Consider the following 23342-nt stretch of genomic DNA (forward strand, 5'->3'; position numbering starts at 1 on the left):
AACCATCATGGGATTGGCCTTGGCCTTTGGGCCACGCTGCGCGAATGGCCACGCGGGGCGCGTTCGCAACTGTAATGCCATGGGATTGGCCTTGGCCTTTGGGCCACGCTGCGCGAATGGCCACGCGGGGCGCGTTCGCAAAAGCTACACAGGGGGACGGTATTGCCTATAAGGTGGAGCCAGTGGTAGTGTAATCGGGGGAACACCAGTGCGATCGTGCGCTATCTTAGTGATTGTTACTGATTGCATAAATCAGGTTTATCTGGACTTCAGCACTAAAAGTGCGTACCTACACAGCATCAGTATTTTCAGCATTAGTATTCAGGAAAAAGATAATTGGTAATTGTCATTACTCCTGAGCCATTACCGATTATCCATTACCGATTACCTATGCCAAGCCATGCTTAGAGTACAATCCCCAAGGTTCTAGTATACCCAAGGTTCTAGTATAAGCGACTCAAGACATAGTCGCTCAGATCAATCAGAGCTTGCTTCGATTCTGAGGGTTTCAACACTGATATATTCTTAACTGCTGCCTTAGCATATTTGGCAGCCATTTCCCGCGATCGCTTAATTCCTTTACTATCCCTGACCAGTGCCAAGGCTTGTTCTTTATCCTCCGGCTGGGCAAACTCTCGCTCTATGAGCACCTCTAGGTAGGGTTTTTCTTCGAGGGCAAATAAAACTGGTGCTGTGAGGTTTCCACTAACTAAATCTGACCCTGCGGGCTTACCTAACACATCTGTGGAAGCTGTAAAGTCTAGAATATCATCTACAATCTGAAACGCCAACCCCAAATTACGTCCATAGTGATATAAATTGTCGGCTACCTGATCTGAAACACCACTTAGGCATCCTGCTGCTTTAGCACTATTAGCCATCAGTGAAGCTGTTTTGTTATAAGTCTTTGCCAAGTAGCCTTCTATAGTTGTCGTGGTGTCAAATCGACTCAGTCCTTGTTGGATTTCTCCCTCTGCCATATCTTTAATCACTTCAGAGAGCAGCTTAACTACCTCTAAGTTATCGAGATTAGCCAGATACCAAGCCGATTGACCAAACAGAAAGTCACCAGCTAGCACAGCGATTCGGTTATTGAACAAGCTATTAACAGTGGGTACGGTGCGGCGTACCTCTGACTCATCTATCACGTCATCATGGACCAGAGAAGCGGTGTGAATCATCTCAGTAATTTCTGCTAGACGTCGATGACGTGGGGTAATCTTGCAGTTGGTTATCGTTGCCCGTGAGACCAACAATACAATGGCTGGTCGTAACCGCTTTCCCCCAGCTCCGAATAAGTGTTCAGCTGCAGCGTATAAGATTGGGTGACTGGCACCAATCAGGTTTTTTAAGTTTTCACTCAATAGATACAGATCTGCTTCTACGGAAGCAAAAAGGGAGGTCACTGAGGTCATGGATCAGCCGACTCAGAAGTTAGTTACGAAAGTTTACATATTTCTTTCTTAATTCTAAGCTAACCGTACCCGATAGGAAAATTTTGTTGAGTTTATGGCAGAACTGGAAGGAAATCTGAGGAATTGTATAGACTTGTTAAGTCTGTAGCGATCTCGGCATGGCTACCCAGGATTTTTGTGCTATCCTGATAATTGAGGGTTTGAAAGATTTAACATACTGAATTCCAAATGTGGTAAGGGGAGAGTTAAATTCGGTGATCCCACCATAGCACAGAAGTTGGCTTAGGCAAGACAAGCCTTTCTATCCCGTCTATATCTCAGTATAGATACTGAGTAAACTTGTCAACCAGACATAACCACCAAAAGTTGCCTAATCGGGAGCCTGAGTTGAGATGATTCTCACCTTAAGATCAGGAGTTAGCTAGGCGAGGGTGGTTACGGTCAACTGAATTAAACACCTGTATCCCATACCTTTTATCCGCAACCATATCCTAGAACTATAGGGTTTTAGGATGGCTTTGCAGCAGATTTCTATAGAACGTTGCATCTATCTGTCTCTTGTTCACTCTTATGTTATACATTGATATGTCGTTAATGATCCCCCTGCTAGCTACTGGCTACTTAATCACCATCTATGTGCTGTTAACACTAGCCCAGCGTGTTCAAAGTTCTCCAAGGTACTTTGCTAATCCCATTAAAAATGCCTTGGCTACTCGTGTGCCAACTGAGTCGGCATCCGAGGTCAACCAGGTTAAGGGATGGTCTCAAAGGTCTCAAAGTGAATCTCCTCGAGCATAACCCATGGCCTATTCATCTGCTTGGGTAGGAAGAGTCTTGAAACCTGGCGCAATGAGTACCAGATTGTCTAAATAGATTTTGAGTTGTCCCAAAAACAGATAGACGCAAATAGTTCTGACCACTGTCTGTGTTTATCTGTTTGGCTATGAGATTTTGACAGGTCATGGTCTACGGGCTAATGATCAAGTAGATCTAAGTATATCTTAGCGATACTCCAATATACAAGGTTGCCGTCATCAGGACTGACGTTGCCAAAAAGGTCAAGTCAGGCTTTCCCCCTTTTGGCTAATGGCCTAAGGGGGCATTTAGTCTTGGGCTACACAAACCAAGTCCACAAATTTTATCAGCATCTAAACGCTGAAAACCCCGTCACAAAGCGAGCGGGTCAGAAGTTACCCCAATCAGAGGGTCGCCTTTATGGGTGAGTGGGCTATGCAGAAAAGGTTTAAAACTTTGTAGTAAGGCGACCCTCTGATCAGGTTTCGTCTCCGGGATGAAAGCGAATAGCGGCTAAAGCCGCCCGTAAAGAATCTCGAACCTAAAAGTGTTGACAGTTGTATAGCGCTATAGTACCATTAAAGTATAGGGTACAGGCTGAAAAACCGAACGCGCCCCGCGTGGCCTTTGGCCTTGACGCAACCGGGTCCCAGACCCGTCACTGCATGACCTAAAAGTAGTAATGCCCGGAGGGCTTGAAGTTACCGTAAGTAGAGGGTCGCCTTTATAGTCGGCAGGTTATGCAGCATAGGGAAAAGGTTTTGTAGTAAGGCGACCCTCTACTAAGGTTTCGTCTCTGGGAAAGTCCTCTTTAAAAACCCAATCATCAATTAACCGTTGGTGTGTGAACCCGAGCATTGCACATTTTGATAAAAAACACGGTACGGTGGGGTTAGAAGTTACCGTAATCAGAGGGTCGCCTTTAAGGGTTACAGGCTATGCATAAAAGGGTTAAAACTTTTTTATTAAGGCGACCCTCTGATCAGGTTTGGTCTCCGGCACACCGAAACCAGGCGAAAAGGGAGGAAACGGACTTCTTAAGGCACTCCTAATAAGTAGCCAAGCGCTTAGGGAGAATTGCCCGCTGGGTCTGCTATAAACTGAACTGAACTCTTAGTCTTGACGGGTTTTTGGTTCAGGTACTGCTTAATTTTTGGCGGCGTCAATGATTAAGATATAGCGGTTTAAGGCAGCTCGTTGAACTAAGAATCCCCGCGTCTAAAGACCGGGGAGTGTCAAAGCCTGCTTGCTTGGCTAAGGCCTGAGGGAGTAACCCAAGCCAACTTTTTTGATCAAGTTGATCAAGCCCTAGAATTGCTGATCTGGGGGGGGAACGGTAAACCCAACAGCCCTGGTGGTGGTCGAGGTAAGGGAGAGTTTCTCCTCTCCCTTTTTCCCTCTGCCACTAGAACAAGCATTATTCTGGCCTTCCCATGACCAGGGAAATGTTTACCCTAGCTGAGTTAGGTAGAATTAGGGATTATATTGGGTTAATTATCCCAACAAGGCTTTGGCTTTAGCGACTACATTCTCAACCGTGTAACCAAACTTCGCCATAGCGACGCCACCGGGAGCAGAAACACCAAAGCGATCAATGCTAATCATATCACCCTCGCTACCCAAGTAACGGCACCAACCAAAGCTGACACCAGCTTCGACCGCGAGGCGCTTGGTAACTGCTTTGGGCAAGACGGATTCCCGATAGGCTTCATCCTGGGCTTCAAAAAGTTCCCAGCTTGGCATGGAGACAACACGGACTTTCTTCCCTTCCTCTCGCAACTGCTCAGCCCCTTGGACACACAGTGACACTTCGCTACCAGTACCAATCAGGATAATGTCAGGAGTGCCATCGCTGTCAGAGAGGACGTAAGCCCCTTTGGTCGCGGCTTCAATGGAACTACCAGCTAGGTTAGGTAAACCTTGTCGGGTAAAGGCGAGGAGAGTTGGAGCATTACGACGCTCAATAGCTACCTTATAAGCCCCAGAGGTTTCGTTGCCATCAGCAGGTCGAAGGACTACCAGATTTGGTATAGTCCTTAGGGAAGCAATGGTTTCAACCGGTTGGTGTGTCGGACCATCTTCACCTAAGGCTACCGAGTCGTGGGTCATTACCCAAATTACCCCAGCTTCTGATAGAGCCGACAGGCGAATTGCTGCCCGCATATAGTCGGTGAAAATCAGGAAGGTGGCTCCATAGGGAATCAAGCCAGAGTTGTGAAGGGCAATGCCATTGCAAATCGCTCCCATACCATGTTCCCGGACGCCAAAGCGTAGGTTCCGGTTTTCATATTGCCCTTTCTGGAAATCCCCAGATATGTTCAATAAAGTGAGATTGGAGGGAGCGAGGTCAGCGGAACCACCAATCAATTGAGGCAGTACGGGAGCAAGTGCATTGAGAGTGGCTTGAGAATGTTTACGGGTTGCTACTCCCTTGTCTTCCGGCGTGTAGGTGGGAAGGGCTTTTTCCCATCCTTCCGGGAGTTGGCCACTGGTAATTTGCTCAAATTCTGCTGCTTGTTCAGGATACTTTGCTTTGTAATCTTCTAGGGTTTGATTCCAGGCAGCTTCCGCTTCCGTACCGCGTTCCACTGCTTTGCGGAAATGATTGAGAGCATCATCTGGAACTACAAAGGGTTCATATTCCCATCCCAGGTGTTTGCGAGTGGCCTCCACTTCATCCCCACCTAAAGCTGCACCATGGACAGCATGTGAATTGGCTTTGTTAGGAGAACCATAGCCAATGGTGGTGGTTACCTTAATCAAAGACGGCTTATCTGTTACGGCTTTGGCTGCTGCTATGGCATCATTGATAGCTTCGAGGTCAGTGTTACCACTCTCTACATGTTTGACGTGCCAGCCATAGGCTTCAAAGCGCTTACCCACATCTTCAGTAAAGGCTAAGTCAGTAGAGCCGTCGATGGAAATATGGTTGTCATCGTAGAGGGCGATGAGTTTACCAAGTCCTAGGTGACCCGCTAAAGAACAGGCTTCACCAGACACCCCTTCCATGTTGCAACCATCACCAAGGATGACGTAGGTGTAATGATCGACAATCGTAGCATCCGGTTTGTTGAACCTAGCAGCTAAGTGAGCTTCTGCCATTGCCAAACCCACACCATTGGCAATTCCCTGTCCCAATGGACCAGTAGTTACTTCAACCCCATCGGTTTCAAAGTTTTCTGGGTGTCCAGGTGTGACCGATTCCCACTGGCGGAACTGCTGAAGATCGTCTATGGTTACACCATCATAGCCAGTTAGGTAAAGTAAGGCGTATTGCAACATACAGCCATGACCAGCCGACAAGACGAAGCGATCGCGGTTGAACCAATTGGGATTTTTGGGGTTATACCGCATAAAACGGTCCCAAAGCACGAATGCCATAGGAGCCGCCCCCATGGGCAGCCCAGGATGACCAGACTTGGCCTTTTCTACAGCATCAATCGCCAAGAAGCGGATGGAATTGATGCAAAGTTCTTCGAGAGACTGGGTTGCAACGGCCATAATTTCTGTTTAATGGATATGTGTGTACTATGGTCTAACAAGAATTTGTCTGAGTTCAAACAAGGGTGGCTCTCGGTTGACCCAAAGGTACTTTCTCATAATCCCATTACCGGGATCAATCAGCAAGAGATAGGGATTGGCTCAGCATGAAGGATGTTCGCCGGATAGCTTCCCTTGTAGGGTAGGATGAAGCATCAAGGATGAAAACAATCCATAAAGCCTGGGAATATGGGTTACTCAGTAACTATCATTAACTAGTAGTTGGAACTAGTAGTTTTTTCCTTGACCTACCTTCACCCAATGCCCACCATAAGCTCAAGGCTACCCTTTTGGTTCTCCTACGGAGTAAGCCGTTAACGGTTCAAACTTTATTCCCACTTTCCCGGTATTTTTTGAAGGCTAGGGTTACATTATGACCGCCGAACCCAAAGGAATTGGATAGCACTACTTCTACCATCTGCTGGCGACTATAATTGGGTACGTAATCCAAATCACATTCAGGGTCTGGGTTGTTCAAATTTATCGTTGGTGGAATCTGGTCATGGGCAATTGCCATCACTGAAGCCACTGCTTCAATGCCACCAGACCCTCCCAACAAATGACCTGTCATGGATTTGGTGGAGCTAATTGCTACTTTATAGGCATGGTCTCCTAAAGCTTTTTTAATCGCTGCTGTTTCAGTTTTATCATTGGCAACTGTACTAGTCCCGTGGGCATTGATGTAGCTAACCTGTTCGGCCGTCAAACCAGCATCCTTCATCGTCAGTGCTATAGCCCTGGCTGCTCCTTCGCCACCTGGTACAGGGGATGTGATGTGATGGGCATCACAGGTCATGGCATAGCCAACGATTTCGGCATAAATTTTTGCTCCACGACTGAGGGCGTGTTCTAGTTCCTCTAGGATCAGAATCCCAGAACCTTCTCCCATCACGAAGCCATTGCGAGCGATATCAAAAGGACAGCAAGCTGACTCAGGAGTATCGTTACGAGTAGATAAAGCTCGTGCTGATGCAAAACCCGCCATTGCTAGGGGAGTCACCGCCGCTTCAGCACCGCCACAAATCATGGCTTGGGCATAGCCTCGCTGGATTAAGCGAAACGCATCACCTACGGCATTAGACCCTGCGGCACAAGCAGTAACTGGGCAACTATTGGGTCCCTTCGCTCCCGTATGAATTCCTGTCTGACCAGCTGCCATGTTAGCAATCATCATCGGGATCATAAAAGGACTACAGCGGTCAGGTCCACGTTTAATAAGAACTGTTTCCTGGTCTTCCAGTACCTTGAGACCACCGATACCAGTGCCAATCATTACACCGACCTGTTCTGCGTTCAGGTCATTGATCTCAAACTGGGCATCAGCTAATGCTTGCTTACTGGCAGAAACCGCCAATTGAGCAAAGCGGTCCATACGCTTTGCTTCCTTACTCTTCATGTAGTCATGGGGATCAAAGCCCTTAACCTCACCAGCAATACGACAAGCGTGCTTGGAGGCATCAAATAAGGAAATTAAACCAATACCATTGCGTCCGTTTAACAACCCTCCCCAGTACTCAGCCACCGTGTTGCCTATTGGCGTAATTGCACCGAGACCTGTAACAACGACCCGTTTTTTATCAAAGTTTGTCATCATGCCATTAAAACTAGGCTTATCGACCGTGAACGCAGAACTTGCGGTAATAAATCAGGCTGATTAAGCTGGAGTTTCTGCTCCTGCTCCTGCTTTTTCCCCAATGTAATCCACAGCCTTTTGAACAGTGTCGATCTTTTCCGCCGCTTCATCAGGGATTTCGATGTCGAAAGCTTCTTCTAACGCCATCACCAGTTCAACTGTGTCTAGGGAGTCAGCGCCCAGATCGTTGGCAAAGTTGGCTTCTGGGGTAACCTCGCTCGCCTCAACGTCCAACTGTTCTGAAACGATTCCCTGAACTTTCTCGAAAATGTCGCTCATATAAATATTCCTCAGCCTTTTTAGCTAGAACCTCTCAAGTACTACTTACTGATTTTATGGGTTTTCTGATCTTATCCGAAAGAGGTCTCATCTTGTAGGTAGGTAATAAGGCTTCAGAGCCTGACCCCACTTCCCTTAATCCTCGGCTTTGGTGCCTTTGTCCCCCGTGTCATCTATATTAATTTGCTCAAGACCCCAGAACTGCTTAGTTTCCACAACATTTGATGGTAACCCAAGAGACATCCTTAGGAATTGTACACCAAACCTCAAAAAACCGCTCCTTTTCTCCTCACATGACCGTTGCCTTCCGAGACTTGACCCAGCCAAACTTTAGAGCTTCATGGACATAATTTCAACATCGTCCCTTGGAATTTGAGTTTCTGGCATCCGAGCTAACCCTGTTAATTCACGATGGTCGATCTTGTAAATTTGAAGTTTTTTTGTATTTTTGTCAAGCTAATCAAACAAAACTTTACAAAAAGCCGTGATTAGCGGGAAGCTGATTTATCAAGCCTTCCTTTGGGTTTGACGGAGTTGCGATCGCAGCCATCGCGCCGACAGTATCGGTATGAATACTGAATACATAATTATACCAATTCTTAAGTTATACCAATTCTTAGTGCTCACACGACTACACATTCATTGGATCTGACTATCTGACCATCTGACCATCTGCATCTGTAGTCCTACTTTGAAGAATTGGTACTATATCATTTCAGGATAATTACCCTTAATAAAAATCTCCCCTATCTCCCCATCTTCCCCTCCTGGGAGGGGTTAGGGGTGGGTTCCCATCTCCCCATCTCCCCATCTTCCCCTCCTGGGAGGGGTTAGGGGTGGGTTCCCACCCTCCCCACCCTTCCAACGCTCTCCTTAATTATGGGTATTCAAGCAGAGTTGATATTAGTTGATGGGCTAACTAACCAATCCCTACTAAAAGGGCAGCAGTAAAAAATTTTTGTTTGATCAAGATGAGCTTTTCAAAATACACGACTTCGGTGAAATTCCTCGTAAGATCAGTTTTGGAATGAGTTAGCTCAGTTAGCTCAATTATGTATTTACACGGTTGTCGTGCTAGGTCAAGTTGATCCTAAAATTGATGTAATCACTTAACAAGGAAAGTCTCATGAATTCAAGTATTATTTTTTGGTTATTCAGCTGGTTTTTATTGGCAATTTATGATTATCCAACCAAAAACAATACTATCAAAGATAGCCATCAAATCCAAAATTTATTAATTTATTGTTTTTTTTTATTTTCAATAACTATGAAGCCATTGAACAAGATCTAAATTTGGCTAATGATAAAATCAAGTGGCTGGACTATGAACTTAAAGAAAGTCATCAGCAAATCATCGGGATAATCAATAAGTTTATTGTAGTTAATAACTCCTTAAGGAGGTTGCATAAAAAAAATGTCTCACTCCAAGAGAGGGTTGAACAGCTGGAGCTGGAAAAGCAGGCTTTTCTTGAAGAGCTTGATGGGGGAGTAGAAACTTCAAATTGGGATTATCAAGCCTGGGAGTTGATGGTACAGAAAACCAAAGGAATAATTGTGGAGCTAAACCAAGTCAAGACGGAAGTTAAATCACTCCTAAGACAAAACAAACAATTGGCATGGGATAAAGCATGCTTAGAAAAGCAACTTGAATTGGAGAGGGCAGAAAATCAATGCCTGACTATGGAAAAACAACAACTAAAGCAGCAAAAAAGTATCTTGGCAGGGAAACTGAGACAGAAGCATCTTGAAACTCAATCCCTACTCACTGAAATTGAAGCACTAAAGATGTAAAAACCAAGATGTGTTGATGATAAATTTTGATCACTCTACAAGCTTAAAGCAGGACAGTGACGGTCATGAGTAATATCGTGTCCGGTTGACTACTTATCATTCTGGGGTTTTAGTTAATTGAAAATTGAAAATTGAAAATGGTCAATCAACAATTAACAATTAACAATTAACAATTAACAAGTCATGGGCATAGGATCAACCATTTTATAAGTGATTAACCGGACTTAATCTTACCACTTACTAATTTCTAATTATTGACTCTACCAGGTTAATTTAGTAGCCGAATAGTACCACAACACATTTGATAGTTAAGTGACCCTTGAGCATACACAGAAAAACCAGGCAATAGCCAAGACAAAATACACAATGGTGATGGGTATAGGTGATGGGTATAATTTATTCAAGTCATTAGTAACCCGTCAGTGGGGCTAGCCCCAAGGGTACCAGAATAAACTAAACCCCGCTGTGTGTCCAGAGTCAAAATTGCCCCATCCCGAATCAATTGGGTCGCATTCTTTACCCCCACAATTACTGGCACACCCAAGCGTAAGCCAATCACTGCTGCATGGCTAGTTATACTATCTTCCTCAGTGATAATTCCTGCTGCCTTGCGAATAACTTCCACAAATTTGGCATTGGTGGAAGGAGCGACTAGGATTTCTCCGTGGTTGAAGTTAGGTAGATCACCATCAGTGTCAGCCACCCGAGCAACACCACTTACTGATCCCTGACCAATACCAACTCCCTGACCCAAAACTGCTTTGACTAACTCTACTTTAATTAAGTCTGTTGACCCAGCCACACCTTGGATTGTCCCCGCCGTCATGACCACCAAATCTCTTTCTGTTAGAAGCTGTTTTTCCTGAGCCACGCTGATTGCGGCTTGGAAGGTCTGACCAGTTGAGGGTAAATCCAGGACTAACAAAGGTCTGACCCCCCAAACTAGCTGGAGTTGTCGAGCCACATCTACATGGGGTGTTACTGCTAATATGGGAGTCTGGGGTCGGAATTTAGAAACATTCCGTGCTGTAGCACCAGTTTTGGTCAGAGTCATGATGGCTGCTGCGTCTAACTGCTCCGCAATGTGACCAACTGCCTGGGATATAGCATTGGGAATGGAACGGCTGGTGTCACGAGCATTACCGATAATCTGTTCTTGCTCAATGCGCACCGCAACCGTGCCCATGGTCTTTACAGCTTCTACTGGGTATTTACCAACAGCTGTTTCGTTAGAGAGCATGACTGCATCAGTGCCATCAAGGATAGCATTAGCTACGTCAGAAACCTCTGCACGAGTTGGTCGGGGTGAGTGAACCATACTGTCCAACATTTGAGTGGCAGTGATGACTGGGATTCCCCGTCGATTGGCTGAGGCAATCAGTCGCTTTTGTAAGATTGGTACATCCTCTGCTGGCAGTTCTACCCCTAAGTCACCCCTAGCAACCATCACCCCATCGCACAGGGAGATAATTGCCTCCATTTGCTCAATGGCTTCATGCTTTTCAATTTTGGCAACGACGGGTACCTGCTTGCCAGCACTGTTAATCAGTTCTTTGATTTCTAATATGTCCTGAGGATTACGAACAAAGGAGAGTGCTACCCAATCCACACCTTGATCCAAACCAAACATTAAATCTCGTCGGTCTTTATCGGTTAGAGCTTTGATGGATAGGTAGACACCAGGGAAGTTAACTCCCTTGTTATTTGAGAGGGGTCCACCGACGGTAACGGTACAGTGCAAGGCTCGTTGCTCTCGGTCTACCTCATCTACCCGCATCTCAACTTTGCCATCATCTAATAGGATGGTGGCTCCCGCAGGCACTTCGTCCGCTAGGGGTTCGTAGGTAACTGAACTGATTTCCTGTTTACCAACCATGGATTTGCTGGTTAAGGTGAAGCGATCGCCATTGTTGACAACAATGGAACCGTTTTCAAACCGCCCCAAGCGAATTTTCGGTCCTTGCAAGTCTTGCAGGATCGCTACAGGCTGATTGAGTTCAAAGGCCGTCTGGCGAATCAGGCGAATATTGCGCTGATGGTCTTCGTGGGTGCCATGGGAAAAGTTAAGTCGTAAAGTGGTGGCACCAGCTTGAATTAGTGCCTTGAGAACATCTGGGCTATTGCTCGCAGGGCCAATTGTGGCAACAATCTTTGTCCGACGTAGGGAATTTGGCGATTGCATAAACGTGAAAGGGATTAGGTTGGTTTCCCGAACAACACCTTAGCATGGCACATTACTGTTTTTTGTTTGATATTAAGTTTTCCTAAATATCTTTACAAAGACTTGTCATTAGTCATTAGTTATTAGTACCAAGCCAGGTTTAATAAGATTCGGTAAACATTCCCCAATCTACACTAAGTCCGGTTAGTAGGGGATGAATTTCCAGGCAAAAAATTTTTGTTCTAATCAAGTTGTAATCAATAAGATATTCCGGCTTAGTCGAAGGTACTTCACGGGTTACTATTGCGGTATTGGATCCGGTAAATGCGGTTGTTGGCTTCTTCTGTAACTAACAGACTGCCATCTTTTAGCACCAGCAACCCAACTGGACGTCCCCAAGTGGTTGGTCCTGAGGAATCGATTAGAAAACCAGTCAGAAAATCTTCATAGTAGCCTAATGGTCGTCTATCAGTTTTAAAGGGAACAAAGACAACCTTGTAACCGGTGCCTCGGTTACGATTCCAAGAGCCACGAAACGCTACAAAGGCACCGTTACGATACTTTTCTGGAAAGGTCTGTCCATCATAAAATTGTAATCCTAGTGCTGCTGAGTGCGATTGGAATAAAACATCGGGAGTTCGGGTTTGGGCAACCAGTTCAGGTTTAATGCTTTGACCATTGGTGGTTTGACGGGGATCGATCAGATGGGGGGCTAAATAGGCATAGGGCCAACCATAGAATTCCCCTTGGCGAATACGGGTGAAGTAATCAGGAACTAGGTCATCTCCGATCAGATCTCGTTCATTGACAGTAGTGTAAAGTTCACCAGTAATTGGGTGAAAGTCTAGGCCGACAGGATTACGTAAGCCATAGGCAAAGGTCTGTTGGTTTGAGCCGTCCAGGTTCATCACCTGTACCGATGCTCGGGGTAGGGGTTCCCTATCGACATTAGACCGTGAACCAATCGAGACGTAGATTTTGTTTAGGTTGGGAGATACTACCACATTGCGGGTCCAATGCTGGTTGTAGCCACCACCAGGAAGGTCAGCAATTTTTTGACCTTTGCCAGTAAGTTGCTCTTGACCTTTTGTGTAGGGAAAGCGGAGTACAGCATTAGTGTTGCCCAAGAAGAAGTATTGATCAGCAAAGGCCATGCCAAAGGGAATATTTAACCCATTACTAGCACTAGCAAAGGTTTTTTTGACATCAGCAACTCCATCACCATTGCTGTCGCGCAATAAACGAATACGATTTGCCCGAGTTTCTGTGACCAAGATATCCCCAGTGGGAGTAAGTGCTAGCCAGCGGGGACGGTCTAATCCATCAGCAAATACGTTCACTTGGAAACCCGCTGGTACTTTTAGGCTTGGGTTGGATGGCACTGCTACCACATTTGGAGGTCGAGAGGCGCTAGTAGTAGCAAAGGGTTGGGGTAAATCCTTCAGGGTAATTTTAATCGGTTGGGGTGTCAGAGGTTTGGTATCGATTAGGGTTTTTGTCAATAAAGCATTTGTTTGTGTAGGTGCCTGAGCAATTTGGGGAGATTCCTCAGACGAGGACTTTTGTAAAATCGGTGCAGCAGGTGCTTGAGTTGAGGTGCTGGTTGAAGCACAGGCTACTACCGTAGTCATCAGCAGTTGCAGGATCAGGAAACGTGGGAAATTCATGGTCAGGACCAAAGGGTGATTTGGGATTGATCGTGACATCCTCCTACACTAACGCTTCGCGTATAGTGTAGGCTTCCCATCTTCACAAACGGGTATTCCTGCCCAAAGCCACTTATCTAGGATTTCTCCCCCGACAGATCGACTATTTGACAGGCGGTTTCCATTTCCCGAATTGTCCACGGGTACTAATTCCAATCCTCGCCATCTAATCACCTGAGCAGCTGCATGATCTCTGTGGGCTGTGTAGCCGCATTCAGGACATTTATGCTCTCTAACGCTCAAATCTTTCTTCACTGTGGCCTGACACTCAGGGCAAGTCTGACTAGTTCCACGGGGGTCTACTCGTTTAAAGTAGTCGGGTAAGGTGAGAAATGTTACCATCTCTCCCTCCCCTAAGAACCGGACTTGAGACTTTCATACTCATCCGGCTCAAGCCTAATCAGGTATCCTGGTGAAGCTTCTTATGTTTGGCTTTGTGACAGTGACTATGTAGAATCTGTAGATTCTTAGTTTCACTGTTTCCGCCTCGCTTGATAGGTATGGTATGATGTACCTCGAAGTTATCATCGAGTTCGATAGGTAGATTGCAAATAGGACATATCCCTTTTTGGTGAATATATACCTTTTCGTATTTGCTACCTTTGGTAAATTTGGACTTCCCCCATTTAGTCTTCCTTTTCTTCCAATATTCTTTTAGGTCAGGGTCAAAGGGGGATGAGTTTCCTTTTACCTTTTCAAATCTGATAATAGGTACATCTTTGGCTGCGTTGACTAGGATTTCCTCTTTCTTTCTTTTTCCACTTGATATGGTGAAGAAGTTCAAGGTATCTTTGTCAATGGTTTTGAAGTATTTCCTCTTAATCCACTTCCAGGCTTTCTTTGGATGTTGTCTCTTTAGATACCTGTATATGGAATTGAGAATTTTATACCTTACATTGTTGAATGTTTTCTTGGAGCATACGAATCTGTAATAGTTTAGCCATCCTCTAATCTTCGGATTTAGCTTTTTGATTACATCTTCTGTATTTAGTGCCCTAGCTTCATTCTTGAGTATGCTACGAATTTCCTTTAAGAATCTCTTAACTTCTTCCTTGTCAGGTGTTATTATACATGAATAGCATATTTCCTCCCTGATTTTGGCGTTTGGGGTCGGGATTCTTATAGCATTTGGTTTTAGATTTTTAAGCATTTTTCGTGCTTTATTCTTGTACCTCTTGCTATCTAATCTCAGGGTTTTTGTCTTTCTTTGTTGAATCTGGAACCCCAGGAAGGAAAAACCTTCTTCTATTATGTTTCTGATTTTGGTCTTTTCTCTGTTGAGTTCCAGCCCCCTTTTTCTTAGCCATTTTTCTACTCTGGGGATTATTTCTTCCAGGTTTTATTTTGTTTGGCTGGTGATTACGAAGTCATCTGCGTATCTAGCAAATCTGTATTTATCTACCTCCTTTTTCTTATTTATGGTTTTCCCTCTACTTCGAGTTGTGTAATCTATCTTACATTTTTCGGATATGACTTCTTGGAGTCCATCGAGGGCTATATTTGCGCTTTTGTGGGCTGATGATTCCGCCTTGGGGTGTTCCTGAGTTGGTTGGATGGAATATCCTGTTATCCACGTATCCACATTTTAGCCATTTCTTGATTAGACTTCTTTTCGGTAGTCCTTCCAATTTATCCATGATGAAGCCATGAGATATATTGTCAAATGCTCCTTTAATATCTGCATCAAGAACCCAGTGGTGTGAGCTACCCTTTTTGAGGCCAGTGAACACTTCTTGGATGGCGTCGTGACAGCTTCTTCCAGGTCTGAATCCGTAACTATTGGGTTCAAAGCTTACCTCGAATACTGGTTCATATGCCATTTTTATTATGGCTTGACCTATTCGGTCTTTTATGGTTGGTATTCCTAAGGGTCTTTTCTTCCCATTTGATTTAGGTATATAGACTCTCTTGGTGGGGCTTACTTCATTCCAGTTCCAGTTTTTCATTAGTCGGTTTTTCTCTTTGGTTTTGATGGCTACATAACCGTCTATTCCTGGAGTGTTCCTTCCTTTGTTTTTAACCGTAACTGTCTGTATTGCTAAGGCTAATGCTGACTTGCTATTTATAATTAGTTTCATCAGATTTTTCACCTTATCCCATCCGCTGCCTTTTAGTTGAGCTTCTTTGGTTGCCCTGAATATTCTTCTTTGAAGTTTGAGAACCTGTTTATTGATGACTTTCCAGTCTATCTCAGTCCAGTCCCAGACTCCAGTACCAGTATTGGTTCTACTTTTCATCGGGGTGAGTCTCTATTCCTCAATTCTTGGAACATTCTGATTAGACCAACCTGACGTCTGCTACCTCTCGGTATGATTCATAGGAATCTATATGTCCGGTTATGATTTCCCGTTGACTTTCGTCGTGACATCATTTGCTTTTTCAGGTCTCCTACTCCCTGTCAACCCTGGGCTTCTTTTGCAATCCGCTTTGCCATTTATTGGCGGTTGAAATTTCAGGGGTTACCGTGTTCATCAAGTGAAGTTTTCGATATCCCTTTAGGTTCATCCTTTGCTCCGGAGTTCTTCGTTGCATCAGATTGAGAAGGACACAATCCCCAATCACTTATTATCGAACTCGGTGCCCTTTTGGCTACAGTGTTTCAATCACGTTTCACTGTTCAAGCGTTACGAAGCTTTTATAGATGTTCACTTTCGTTAACCATTGGGTATCTTCCTGCTAGCACTTGCGGCGGTGTGATTCCGACCTTGGGTGCTACTTCCTGTATTTCTACAGGACTTTATCGAGAATCTGCACTCAGGTTCCGATTACTCTTCCCCCCTCATCTCGGCAGGCTGGAGGATGCACTCTCCAGAAAGCCATTTCAGGCTTTGGTTCAACTTGACGCTTTCACGTCGCGCACACCCACGCTTCCAAGCTACCCATTTGAGGAGATCTAAGAATTGACCAAAAGATGCATCAATGCAGTCTTTTCTTAGCATTCCTCGATTCAGTCCTATTGTGTTTAGATCTTCAGCAAAGATTGTCTCAGCCTGGTCACAGAGCAAATGTGCTGTTTTTAGATGGAAGTCTTTACGAGCGTTGGCAATCTTGTGATGCAATCTGGCCACCTTCAGTTGTGCTTTTTCCCAGTTGTTAGAACGCTTCTGTTTTTTAGCTGCTCTACGTTGTAGCAATTTCAGCTTACCTTGCAGTTGCTTGAAAAACTTAGGACGCTCAACTGTGAAACCATCTGAAGTTGTCAGAAACTTTTCTAACCCAAGGTCTATCCCTATTGCTCGGCCAACGGCAGGATGATCTGGGATATCAACTTCCATTGCAATTGATATCACAACATACCATTCTGTTTGTCTAGCCTTAGCCAGAACTCTAACCTGTTTGACTTGGAATCCAACAGGAATTTTTCGATGGAGTCGAATAGGAACTAGGCCAATTTTAGGAAGCTTGATATGTTCGTTTCCTACTGGATTTGACTTGAATTGCGGGAATAAAAACGACTTGTATTGACCCTTTTTCTTAAATCTTGGAAAACCAAATCCGCGCTTACGCATTGCTTCCCATGAATCATGCAACCTTCTAACGGTTGTCTGTAACACCTGGGAATGCACTTTAGCTAGAAATGGGTTGGTTTTCTTGGCTAATGGTAGATTATTTTGTTGACGGTGATAACTAGGAAACGGTGTATCGGCAGGAATAATGTACTCACTTTGCAAAGAACACCTATCCACAGGACATTTACGGCTTGCAATCCAGTCTTTTAACTCTCTTAGCGAATAGTTATAGACTCGTCTACAAGTCTCAAGCCATTCTTTCATGATCTGTTCTTGATTTTGACTTGGGTAAATCCTGTATGTGTAGTTAATTGTCAACATACTCTTATTATACCATAGAAAAAAACAATGGTAAATACAAATAAAGAGGGCATCGAAGAGACGAAACCTTAGAGAGTGGAGCCTTATTACAAAAGCCTTAACCCCTGGTTGACTGACAAATCTTGCTTTGTAGGTTGGGTTTCACTATGTTCAACCCAACCTACGTAAAATCAAGGGTTTGAGGAGTTTTGTCAGTCTAGGTCATCTGCTAAGCTGTTCAGCATTTAGATTGGGATACCCAAATTGGTCAAAGGGAACAGGGAACAGGGAAAAACTAATTTAAATGCACATCAGCTTAGTAGGTGTTGCCGGTTGCTGCTTAGAACCTTGGCCAAAAGGCCACGCTACGGGAACAACCCACCCTACACCGAACGCCACAAGCGAACAACCGGTTAACCTTGACCTTTCAGCCACGCTACGCGAACAACCCTATCTCCCCATCGCCTCCAGTTATCCGTACTTCAGGCAAAGCGTATCATTATATACCATATTTTGGTTAGCAAAATATAAATAAATGTTGCAAGTATCCCCAAAATAGGTTAACTTATATTACAGAAGCTAACAAAACCCTAGGAGATCTATAAAAATGACTCAAGAGCAAGAATCTAAGTTCGGTTTCACCAACTTTGCTGAAACCTGGAATGGCCGTTTGGCAATGCTTGGTTTCGCCATTGGCTTGGCTACCGAGTTGCTGACTGGTAACGGAATTCTGCAACAACTAGGTCTGATGTAATCGACCATAAGCAATAGGGCGCACACCGTGCGCCCCTAAAGTTGATTTGTGTTCTACTCGATATCGGAAGCGCTATGGTCAGTTAGCCTTTACCAAAAATCCTGCAGTTAAACCCTAAGGGCTGACCTACTAACCCCCTTTTATCTATTAGTAAATCTGATCGAAACTGCTTTCGATCAGATTTACTAATGACTAATGACTCATGTGAAAATAACTAAAACTCATAACTAATGTAAAAAGTGGCGCATACCGGTGATCACCATGATTAATCCCAGTTCATCTGCTGCCTGAATCGAGTCTTGATCTCGTAAACTACCACCCGGTTGCACAATTGCCTCAATCCCCGCTTTAGCAGCTGTCCGCACTGAGTCATCGAAGGGGAAGAATCCATCACTAGCAAGGATAGCGTTTTTGCTATTTTCCCCAGCCTGTTCTAAAGCTATATTGACTGCACCTACCCGATTCATTTGACCGGCACCCACACCTAAAGTTGTGCGATCGCGCGTCACGACAATGGCATTAGACTTAACATGCTTACACACCTTCCAAGCAAATAATAATTCTGCCATTTGGTCAGGAGTAGGTTGCTTTTGGCTTACCACTTGCCAATTCTCAGGATTATCCATGGCATCATCCGCAGCTTGTACCAGAAACCCCCCTGCAATAGCTTTCACAGTTTGCTTTGATCCGGTCTGTAAGTCTGGTAATAGCAACACCCTTAGCTTCGACTTAGCACTGAGAATTTCTTGAGCTTCTGGTTCACACCCTGGTGCGACTACACATTCTAAGAAAGTTTTCTTTAACGCCACAGCTGTAGCAGCATCAATGGGTTGATTTAATGCCACGATTCCACCGAAGGCAGAAATAGAGTCAGCATTGAATGCCTTCTGATAGGCTTGCGATAGGGTTTCTGCCAAGGCTACCCCACAAGGATTGGTGTGCTTGAGAATTGCTGCGGCTGGAGTGTCAGTAAATTCATTAATGATCCGCCGTGCAGCTTCTAAATCCACTAGGTTGTTGTAACTGAGTTCTTTACCCTGAAGTTTAGTGGCTGCAGCCCAACCAGTGGCAACTGTTCCGGATTGATACCACGATGCCGGTTGATGGGGATTCTCGCCATAGCGTAGAGATTGGCGCTGTTGTCCAGATAAGGTAAATCGTTTTGGTAGGGACACTGGATCTTCGTACCCGATCAGGTAGGATGCGATCGCATGGTCATAGGCAGCAGTATGACCAAAAACCTCTATAGCGCAAGCCTGACGGAATTCGATTGATGGTTGATTTCCATTCTGGCGCAACTCCTCTAAGTAATCCTGATACTGACTGGGATTACACAGCACTGTCAGGTGAGCATAGTTTTTCGCAGCTGCCCTCAGCAGTGTTGGACCACCGATATCGATAGTTTCAATTGCTTCTGCTAAACTCACGTCCGGTTTAGCAACAGTCTCTTCAAATGGATAGAGATTCACCACCACCAAATCAATGGGACGAATCTGGTTTGTCTCCATTTCTGCCACATCTTCGGGCAAATCTCGCCTTCCCAAAATTCCGCCATGAATTCGTGGATGTAGGGTTTTGACCCTGCCACCTAAAATTTCTGGAAAGCCAGTGTAATCAGACACTTTCGTTACCGGCAAACCTTCTGATTGCAAGGCTTTAGCCGTTCCGCCACTGCTGATTAAATCAAATTCCAATTCTTCTACTAGCTGACGGGCAAAGTCGATTAGTCCAGTTTTGTCAGATACACTCAGCAGTGCCAGATTTGCCATTTCAAACAATTTTACAAAAAGTCAACCGAATTCTGAATTATCAATTCAGAATGCAGAATTATTAGTTGCTAAATTCAGGATTCAGCAACTTAATAATTCAGAAATAGTTCAGAAATATTCCACCTTACTTCTGGATTCTGGATTCTGCACTCTGAATTTTTTTTTAAATTGTCAAGAGGTTTTTTAGGGTAAATTTCAATAATTCAGCGAACTAAGTAGGTACTTATATTTAATTAGCTTACCTACCAATACCGAATGAATTATTTCCATCTTTTACCCATTCTTCCTAATTACAACGGATGGAAAAGTAGATCAGGGAAAAAGCGGTTAAATTCAATCAAAATTCCAGCCGTAACGGTCATCCAAAGAGCCAATAACACTGGTGCTAGGGACAAATACTTAACTAAATCCTGCATGGAACATTCTCCTAAAATCGATAACTATTTCAAGACATCTTGGCACATCAAGATAATGCCCTGTCTATAAAGCGCGAAAATTTGATTAGCGAGAACGGCAGTAGTTTTTAGCTAACTTTTCAGTGCTAAAAGCGTTCCCGCGAGCGAGTCTAAGTATGATTGCTAGCGTGGTGAGACAGGAATCTCATCATCTTTAGCAAACATTTCACCAGTGGTGATTTCTTTGAATGCTAACAAAGGCCATGAGGCAGCCATTAGCATCTTACTAACTGCCAAGGGGACATCAATGATGACTTCTTTGTCTTCTGGGTTCTTACCCTTTTGAATCGCTTGTAGATAGCTGCGACCTGCCCAGCCAATCCAGCCAGTGATATAGAGGAAGAGTAAGCTAGGAATGAGGAAGTCACCCATATGGGAGAAACGACCATCCACAATCAAGTGAGGATATCCCTCATCACCACAAAGTGCTTGAGAATACCGCTCAAATCGGTTCGCACCGGAATTGGGGTTAGCTGTAGTGTTTAGGAACTCAGCCTTCCGGGCTTGGAATGCAGCAGACTCACTACAAGGGGTGAGATGATCCAAAGAAGCAGAGGCTGGGCTGATGGCGCAAAACCACACACAGACGGCAAAAATTAAAGCTAACAATCGTCGCATAGAAAGTGTCTCCTTTTGTTAAGAAACAAAAAGTTTTTTGTACAAACCAAAAGATCAAATTATTTGTACACTCAGGCAATCTTACTCTGAGCCGTGTATCTAGTAAAGTTTAATTAACTAAAAGTAGTGTTTCAATAAAGGTCATTGGTGAATGGCTTGTGTTTTAGCAATAGAAACCAGTTGTGATGAAACAGCTGTGGCGATTGTTAAAAATCGTAAATGTTGTAGCAATATCGTTACTTCCCAAATTCCTATGCATCGGCAGTATGGCGGTGTGGTGCCAGAGGTAGCATCCCGTAGCCATCTAGAAACCATCAATAATGCGATCGCGCAAGCCCTAGAAGCAGCTCAACTGGACTGGGGCGCAATTGATGGAATTGCTGCTACCTGCGCTCCCGGCTTAGTGGGCTCTCTACTAGTGGGGGTCACAGCTGCCAAAACTCTGGCCATTGTCCACCACAAGCCCTTTGTAGGTGTCCATCATCTAGAAGGTCATATTTACGCCACCTATCTCAGTCAGCCAGACCTAGAACCACCATTTTTGAGTCTCTTGGTGTCTGGCGGTCACACTAGCTTAATTTATGTCAAAACCTGTGGTAGCTATGAAATACTGGGTGCAACCCGTGATGATGCTGCCGGTGAAGCCTTTGATAAGGTAGCACGATTATTAAAGTTAGGCTATCCCGGAGGACCAGCTATAGATAAGTTAGCACGAGAGGGCAACCCCAAAGCCTTTCCCTTGCCAGAAGGTAAGATTTCCCTTCCTACTGGTGGTTATCATCCCTATGACTCCAGTTTTAGCGGCTTGAAGACAGCGGTGCTAAGGTTGGTGCAAAAATTCGAGCAGGAACACTCAGAAATTCCAGTGACCGACATTGCTGCCAGCTTTCAGGAAACCGTAGTGCGATCGCTTACCAAGCGTACCATTGCTTGTGCTCTCGACTATGGTCTCGACACGATTGTGGTTGGGGGTGGGGTGGCTGCCAATAGTGGATTGAGACAACAGTTGCAAGCTGCAGCAACTGAGCATAATTTGCGAGTTATTTTCCCTCCCCTGAAGTTTTGTACCGATAATGGCGCAATGATTGGCTGTGCCGCAACTGACCATTTAAATCAAGGACATACTTCCCCTTTAACTTTGGGGGTGCGATCGCGAATGCCTATCACTAAGGTGATGGAACTTTATTCAGAGGTTTAAGAGGTTGAAGGTTTAAGAGGTTGAAGGTTTAAGAGGTTGAAGGTTTAAGAGGTTGAAGGTTTAAGAGGTTGAAGGTTGAACGCGATCGCGTGGCCGAAAGGCCAAGGTTGAAGAACCTGCTAACCTGTAACCTGCTAACCTCTAACCTGCTAACTTTTAAAGTTATTGCACAAGTACAATCGGGATGACAGGATTTGAACCTGCGACCCCTTCGTCCCGAACGAAGTGCGCTACCAAACTGCGCTACATCCCGATAAAGTCATAATTTAAGATTTAGTCTATTTTATCATGCCTTAGGGGCAATCGGCCCCTAGCTTGCTAGGATCAAGATTAAAGTAACGTAACTTAAATTTATATATATATATAGTTGGAGTATAACCAAGAGTGGTAGTTAAACCAGAATGGTTGCGAGTCAAAGCGCCCCAATGGCAGCGTGTCGGCAATATTAAAGAAACCTTAAGAGATTTGGATCTCAATACTGTCTGTGAAGAAGCCTCTTGTCCCAATATCGGAGAGTGCTTCAATGCTGGTACTGCCACCTTTTTAATTATGGGACCAGCCTGTACCCGTGCTTGTCCCTACTGCGATATTGACTTTGAGAAAAAACCCAAAGCCCTTGACTCCACTGAACCCACACGGCTAGCAGAAGCCGTGCAGCGCATGGGTTTAAATCATGTAGTTATTACCTCTGTCAACCGGGATGATTTACCCGATGGTGGAGCTTCCCAGTTTGTACAGTGCATTGAAGCCATTCGCCTGGTCTCACCTCATACCACTATTGAGGTTTTAATCCCAGACTTGTGCGGGAACTGGGATGCCCTCGAAACAATTCTTCAAGCTAAACCGGAAGTCCTCAATCATAATACAGAAACAGTACCCCGACTCTATCGGAAAGTACGGCCTCAAGGGGATTATCAGCGTTCCCTCGAATTACTGATGCGGACGCGAAACTTGGCTCCATCGGTTTACAGCAAATCTGGTATAATGGTAGGTTTAGGAGAAACTGATGCCGAAGTCCGGCAAGTCATGGCGGATTTAAGGCAAGTAGACTGCGACATCTTAACTATTGGTCAGTATCTTCAACCCACTCAAAAACACCTAAAAATTGCTGAATTCATAACCCCTAAACAATTTGATACCTGGAAAGAGTATGGTGAATCCCTCGGTTTCCTGCAAGTTGTTTCCTCTCCCCTCACCCGCAGTTCCTATCATGCCGAGCAAGTTCGAGAATTAATGCAGCGGTATCCCCGATGAACGCTTTCATGGTTGCAAAACAATTGAAACTAACAACTAACCAAGAAAGCGTTTCTTATACTGATCAGGTAAATTCAATGTTCTTACCCCTACTCCCTACTCCCTACTCCCTACTCCCCAGGGCGAAAGCACCTCACCTAATTGAGAACTGCAATAACAAATAAC

The 23342-nt window shown here is 44.7% G+C and carries 21 protein-coding genes, 1 tRNA gene and 1 pseudogene; 8 read left to right on the plus strand and 15 right to left on the minus strand.

The window, feature by feature from the left end; genetic code table 11:
• The first annotated feature begins 7 nt into the window (after positions 1-7).
• Positions 8-172 (plus strand): hypothetical protein, encoded by a 165-nt coding sequence (locus tag F6K51_RS00125; RefSeq protein WP_293017255.1) that lies wholly within the window; start codon positions 8-10, stop codon positions 170-172.
• Between the two features lie 271 nt (positions 173-443).
• On the opposite strand, the gene sds is transcribed toward F6K51_RS00125, so the two are convergent.
• On the minus strand, positions 444-1415 hold the full coding sequence (gene sds, locus F6K51_RS00130) for a solanesyl diphosphate synthase (RefSeq protein WP_293017256.1): 972 nt from the start codon (positions 1413-1415) through the stop codon (positions 444-446).
• 570 nt (positions 1416-1985) lie between these two features.
• Here sds and F6K51_RS00135 point away from each other — a divergent pair.
• Positions 1986-2213, plus strand: coding sequence for a hypothetical protein (locus F6K51_RS00135; protein ID WP_293017258.1), 228 nt, complete (start codon positions 1986-1988; stop codon positions 2211-2213).
• Between the two features lie 1491 nt (positions 2214-3704).
• On the opposite strand, the gene tkt is transcribed toward F6K51_RS00135, so the two are convergent.
• The 4 genes from tkt to F6K51_RS00155 all read right to left on the minus strand — a co-directional run bounded on the left by tkt (position 3705) and on the right by F6K51_RS00155 (position 8527).
• On the minus strand, positions 3705-5711 hold the full coding sequence (gene tkt / locus F6K51_RS00140; RefSeq protein ID WP_293017259.1) for a transketolase: 2007 nt from the start codon (positions 5709-5711) through the stop codon (positions 3705-3707).
• 361 nt (positions 5712-6072) lie between these two features.
• Positions 6073-7341, minus strand: a complete 1269-nt coding sequence (fabF, locus tag F6K51_RS00145; protein WP_293017357.1) for a beta-ketoacyl-ACP synthase II — start codon at positions 7339-7341, stop codon at positions 6073-6075.
• 63 nt (positions 7342-7404) lie between these two features.
• The gene (gene acpP, locus F6K51_RS00150; protein WP_293017260.1) at positions 7405-7662 is read right to left on the minus strand and encodes an acyl carrier protein; all 258 of its coding nucleotides are present in this window, start codon (positions 7660-7662) and stop codon (positions 7405-7407) included.
• A 730-nt stretch (positions 7663-8392) separates the two neighbouring features.
• Positions 8393-8527 (minus strand): hypothetical protein, encoded by a 135-nt coding sequence (locus F6K51_RS00155; protein ID WP_293017261.1) that lies wholly within the window; start codon positions 8525-8527, stop codon positions 8393-8395.
• 377 nt (positions 8528-8904) lie between these two features.
• Between F6K51_RS00155 and F6K51_RS00160 the strand changes: the two genes are divergently transcribed.
• Positions 8905-9453, plus strand: coding sequence for a hypothetical protein (locus tag F6K51_RS00160; RefSeq protein WP_293017262.1), 549 nt, complete (start codon positions 8905-8907; stop codon positions 9451-9453).
• 400 nt (positions 9454-9853) lie between these two features.
• Here F6K51_RS00160 and pyk read toward each other — a convergent pair whose 3' ends face one another.
• From pyk to F6K51_RS00190, 6 genes and pseudogenes are all read right to left on the minus strand, one after another.
• Positions 9854-11635 (minus strand): pyruvate kinase, encoded by a 1782-nt coding sequence (pyk, locus tag F6K51_RS00165; RefSeq protein ID WP_293017263.1) that lies wholly within the window; start codon positions 11633-11635, stop codon positions 9854-9856.
• Positions 11636-11904: 269 nt separating this feature from the next.
• Positions 11905-13281 carry a sorbosone dehydrogenase family protein gene (locus tag F6K51_RS00170; RefSeq protein ID WP_293017264.1) on the minus strand — a complete coding sequence of 459 codons (1377 nt, stop codon included), beginning with the start codon at positions 13279-13281 and terminating at the stop codon, positions 11905-11907.
• Between the two features lie 48 nt (positions 13282-13329).
• Positions 13330-13635, minus strand: a pseudogene (locus F6K51_RS00175) (zinc ribbon domain-containing protein); the annotation flags it as partial.
• Between the two features lie 85 nt (positions 13636-13720).
• Complete coding sequence (locus F6K51_RS00180) at positions 13721-14470, minus strand: group II intron maturase-specific domain-containing protein (RefSeq protein ID WP_293017265.1); 750 nt, start codon at positions 14468-14470, stop codon at positions 13721-13723.
• Positions 14471-14774: 304 nt separating this feature from the next.
• A complete protein-coding gene (locus tag F6K51_RS00185) occupies positions 14775-15557 on the minus strand; it encodes a reverse transcriptase domain-containing protein (protein WP_293017266.1) in 783 nt (260 codons plus the stop codon).
• Between the two features lie 528 nt (positions 15558-16085).
• A complete protein-coding gene (locus tag F6K51_RS00190) occupies positions 16086-17150 on the minus strand; it encodes a transposase (protein WP_293017267.1) in 1065 nt (354 codons plus the stop codon).
• A 283-nt stretch (positions 17151-17433) separates the two neighbouring features.
• Between F6K51_RS00190 and F6K51_RS00195 the strand changes: the two genes are divergently transcribed.
• Complete coding sequence (locus F6K51_RS00195) at positions 17434-17664, plus strand: hypothetical protein (protein WP_293017268.1); 231 nt, start codon at positions 17434-17436, stop codon at positions 17662-17664.
• Between the two features lie 72 nt (positions 17665-17736).
• On the plus strand, positions 17737-17883 hold the full coding sequence (locus F6K51_RS00200) for a chlorophyll a/b-binding protein (protein ID WP_070394076.1): 147 nt from the start codon (positions 17737-17739) through the stop codon (positions 17881-17883).
• 227 nt (positions 17884-18110) lie between these two features.
• Here F6K51_RS00200 and purH read toward each other — a convergent pair whose 3' ends face one another.
• The 3 genes from purH to F6K51_RS00215 all read right to left on the minus strand — a co-directional run bounded on the left by purH (position 18111) and on the right by F6K51_RS00215 (position 20725).
• Positions 18111-19652: a bifunctional phosphoribosylaminoimidazolecarboxamide formyltransferase/IMP cyclohydrolase gene (gene purH, locus F6K51_RS00205; protein WP_293017269.1), complete on the minus strand. Its 1542-nt coding sequence runs from the start codon at positions 19650-19652 to the stop codon at positions 18111-18113.
• A 290-nt stretch (positions 19653-19942) separates the two neighbouring features.
• Positions 19943-20068 carry a photosystem I reaction center subunit IX gene (gene psaJ / locus F6K51_RS00210; protein WP_071105376.1) on the minus strand — a complete coding sequence of 42 codons (126 nt, stop codon included), beginning with the start codon at positions 20066-20068 and terminating at the stop codon, positions 19943-19945.
• Positions 20069-20230: 162 nt separating this feature from the next.
• A complete protein-coding gene (locus F6K51_RS00215; protein WP_293017271.1) occupies positions 20231-20725 on the minus strand; it encodes a Photosystem I reaction center subunit III in 495 nt (164 codons plus the stop codon).
• 151 nt (positions 20726-20876) lie between these two features.
• On the opposite strand from F6K51_RS00215, the gene tsaD reads away from it, so the two are divergent.
• A complete protein-coding gene (gene tsaD, locus F6K51_RS00220) occupies positions 20877-21923 on the plus strand; it encodes a tRNA (adenosine(37)-N6)-threonylcarbamoyltransferase complex transferase subunit TsaD (protein ID WP_293017272.1) in 1047 nt (348 codons plus the stop codon).
• Between the two features lie 179 nt (positions 21924-22102).
• Here tsaD and F6K51_RS00225 read toward each other — a convergent pair.
• Positions 22103-22176 (minus strand) — tRNA-Pro (locus F6K51_RS00225).
• Positions 22177-22307: 131 nt separating this feature from the next.
• Between F6K51_RS00225 and lipA the strand changes: the two genes are divergently transcribed.
• Together lipA and F6K51_RS00235 are read left to right on the plus strand one after the other, a co-directional pair.
• Positions 22308-23177, plus strand: a complete 870-nt coding sequence (gene lipA, locus F6K51_RS00230; protein ID WP_293017273.1) for a lipoyl synthase — start codon at positions 22308-22310, stop codon at positions 23175-23177.
• 8 nt (positions 23178-23185) lie between these two features.
• Positions 23186-23341: a hypothetical protein gene (locus F6K51_RS00235; RefSeq protein WP_158069695.1), complete on the plus strand. Its 156-nt coding sequence runs from the start codon at positions 23186-23188 to the stop codon at positions 23339-23341.
• Position 23342: the final 1 nt, after the last annotated feature.

This window comes from Moorena sp. SIO3I8, from assembly GCF_010692325.1.
Lineage (GTDB): Bacteria > Cyanobacteriota > Cyanobacteriia > Cyanobacteriales > Coleofasciculaceae > Moorena.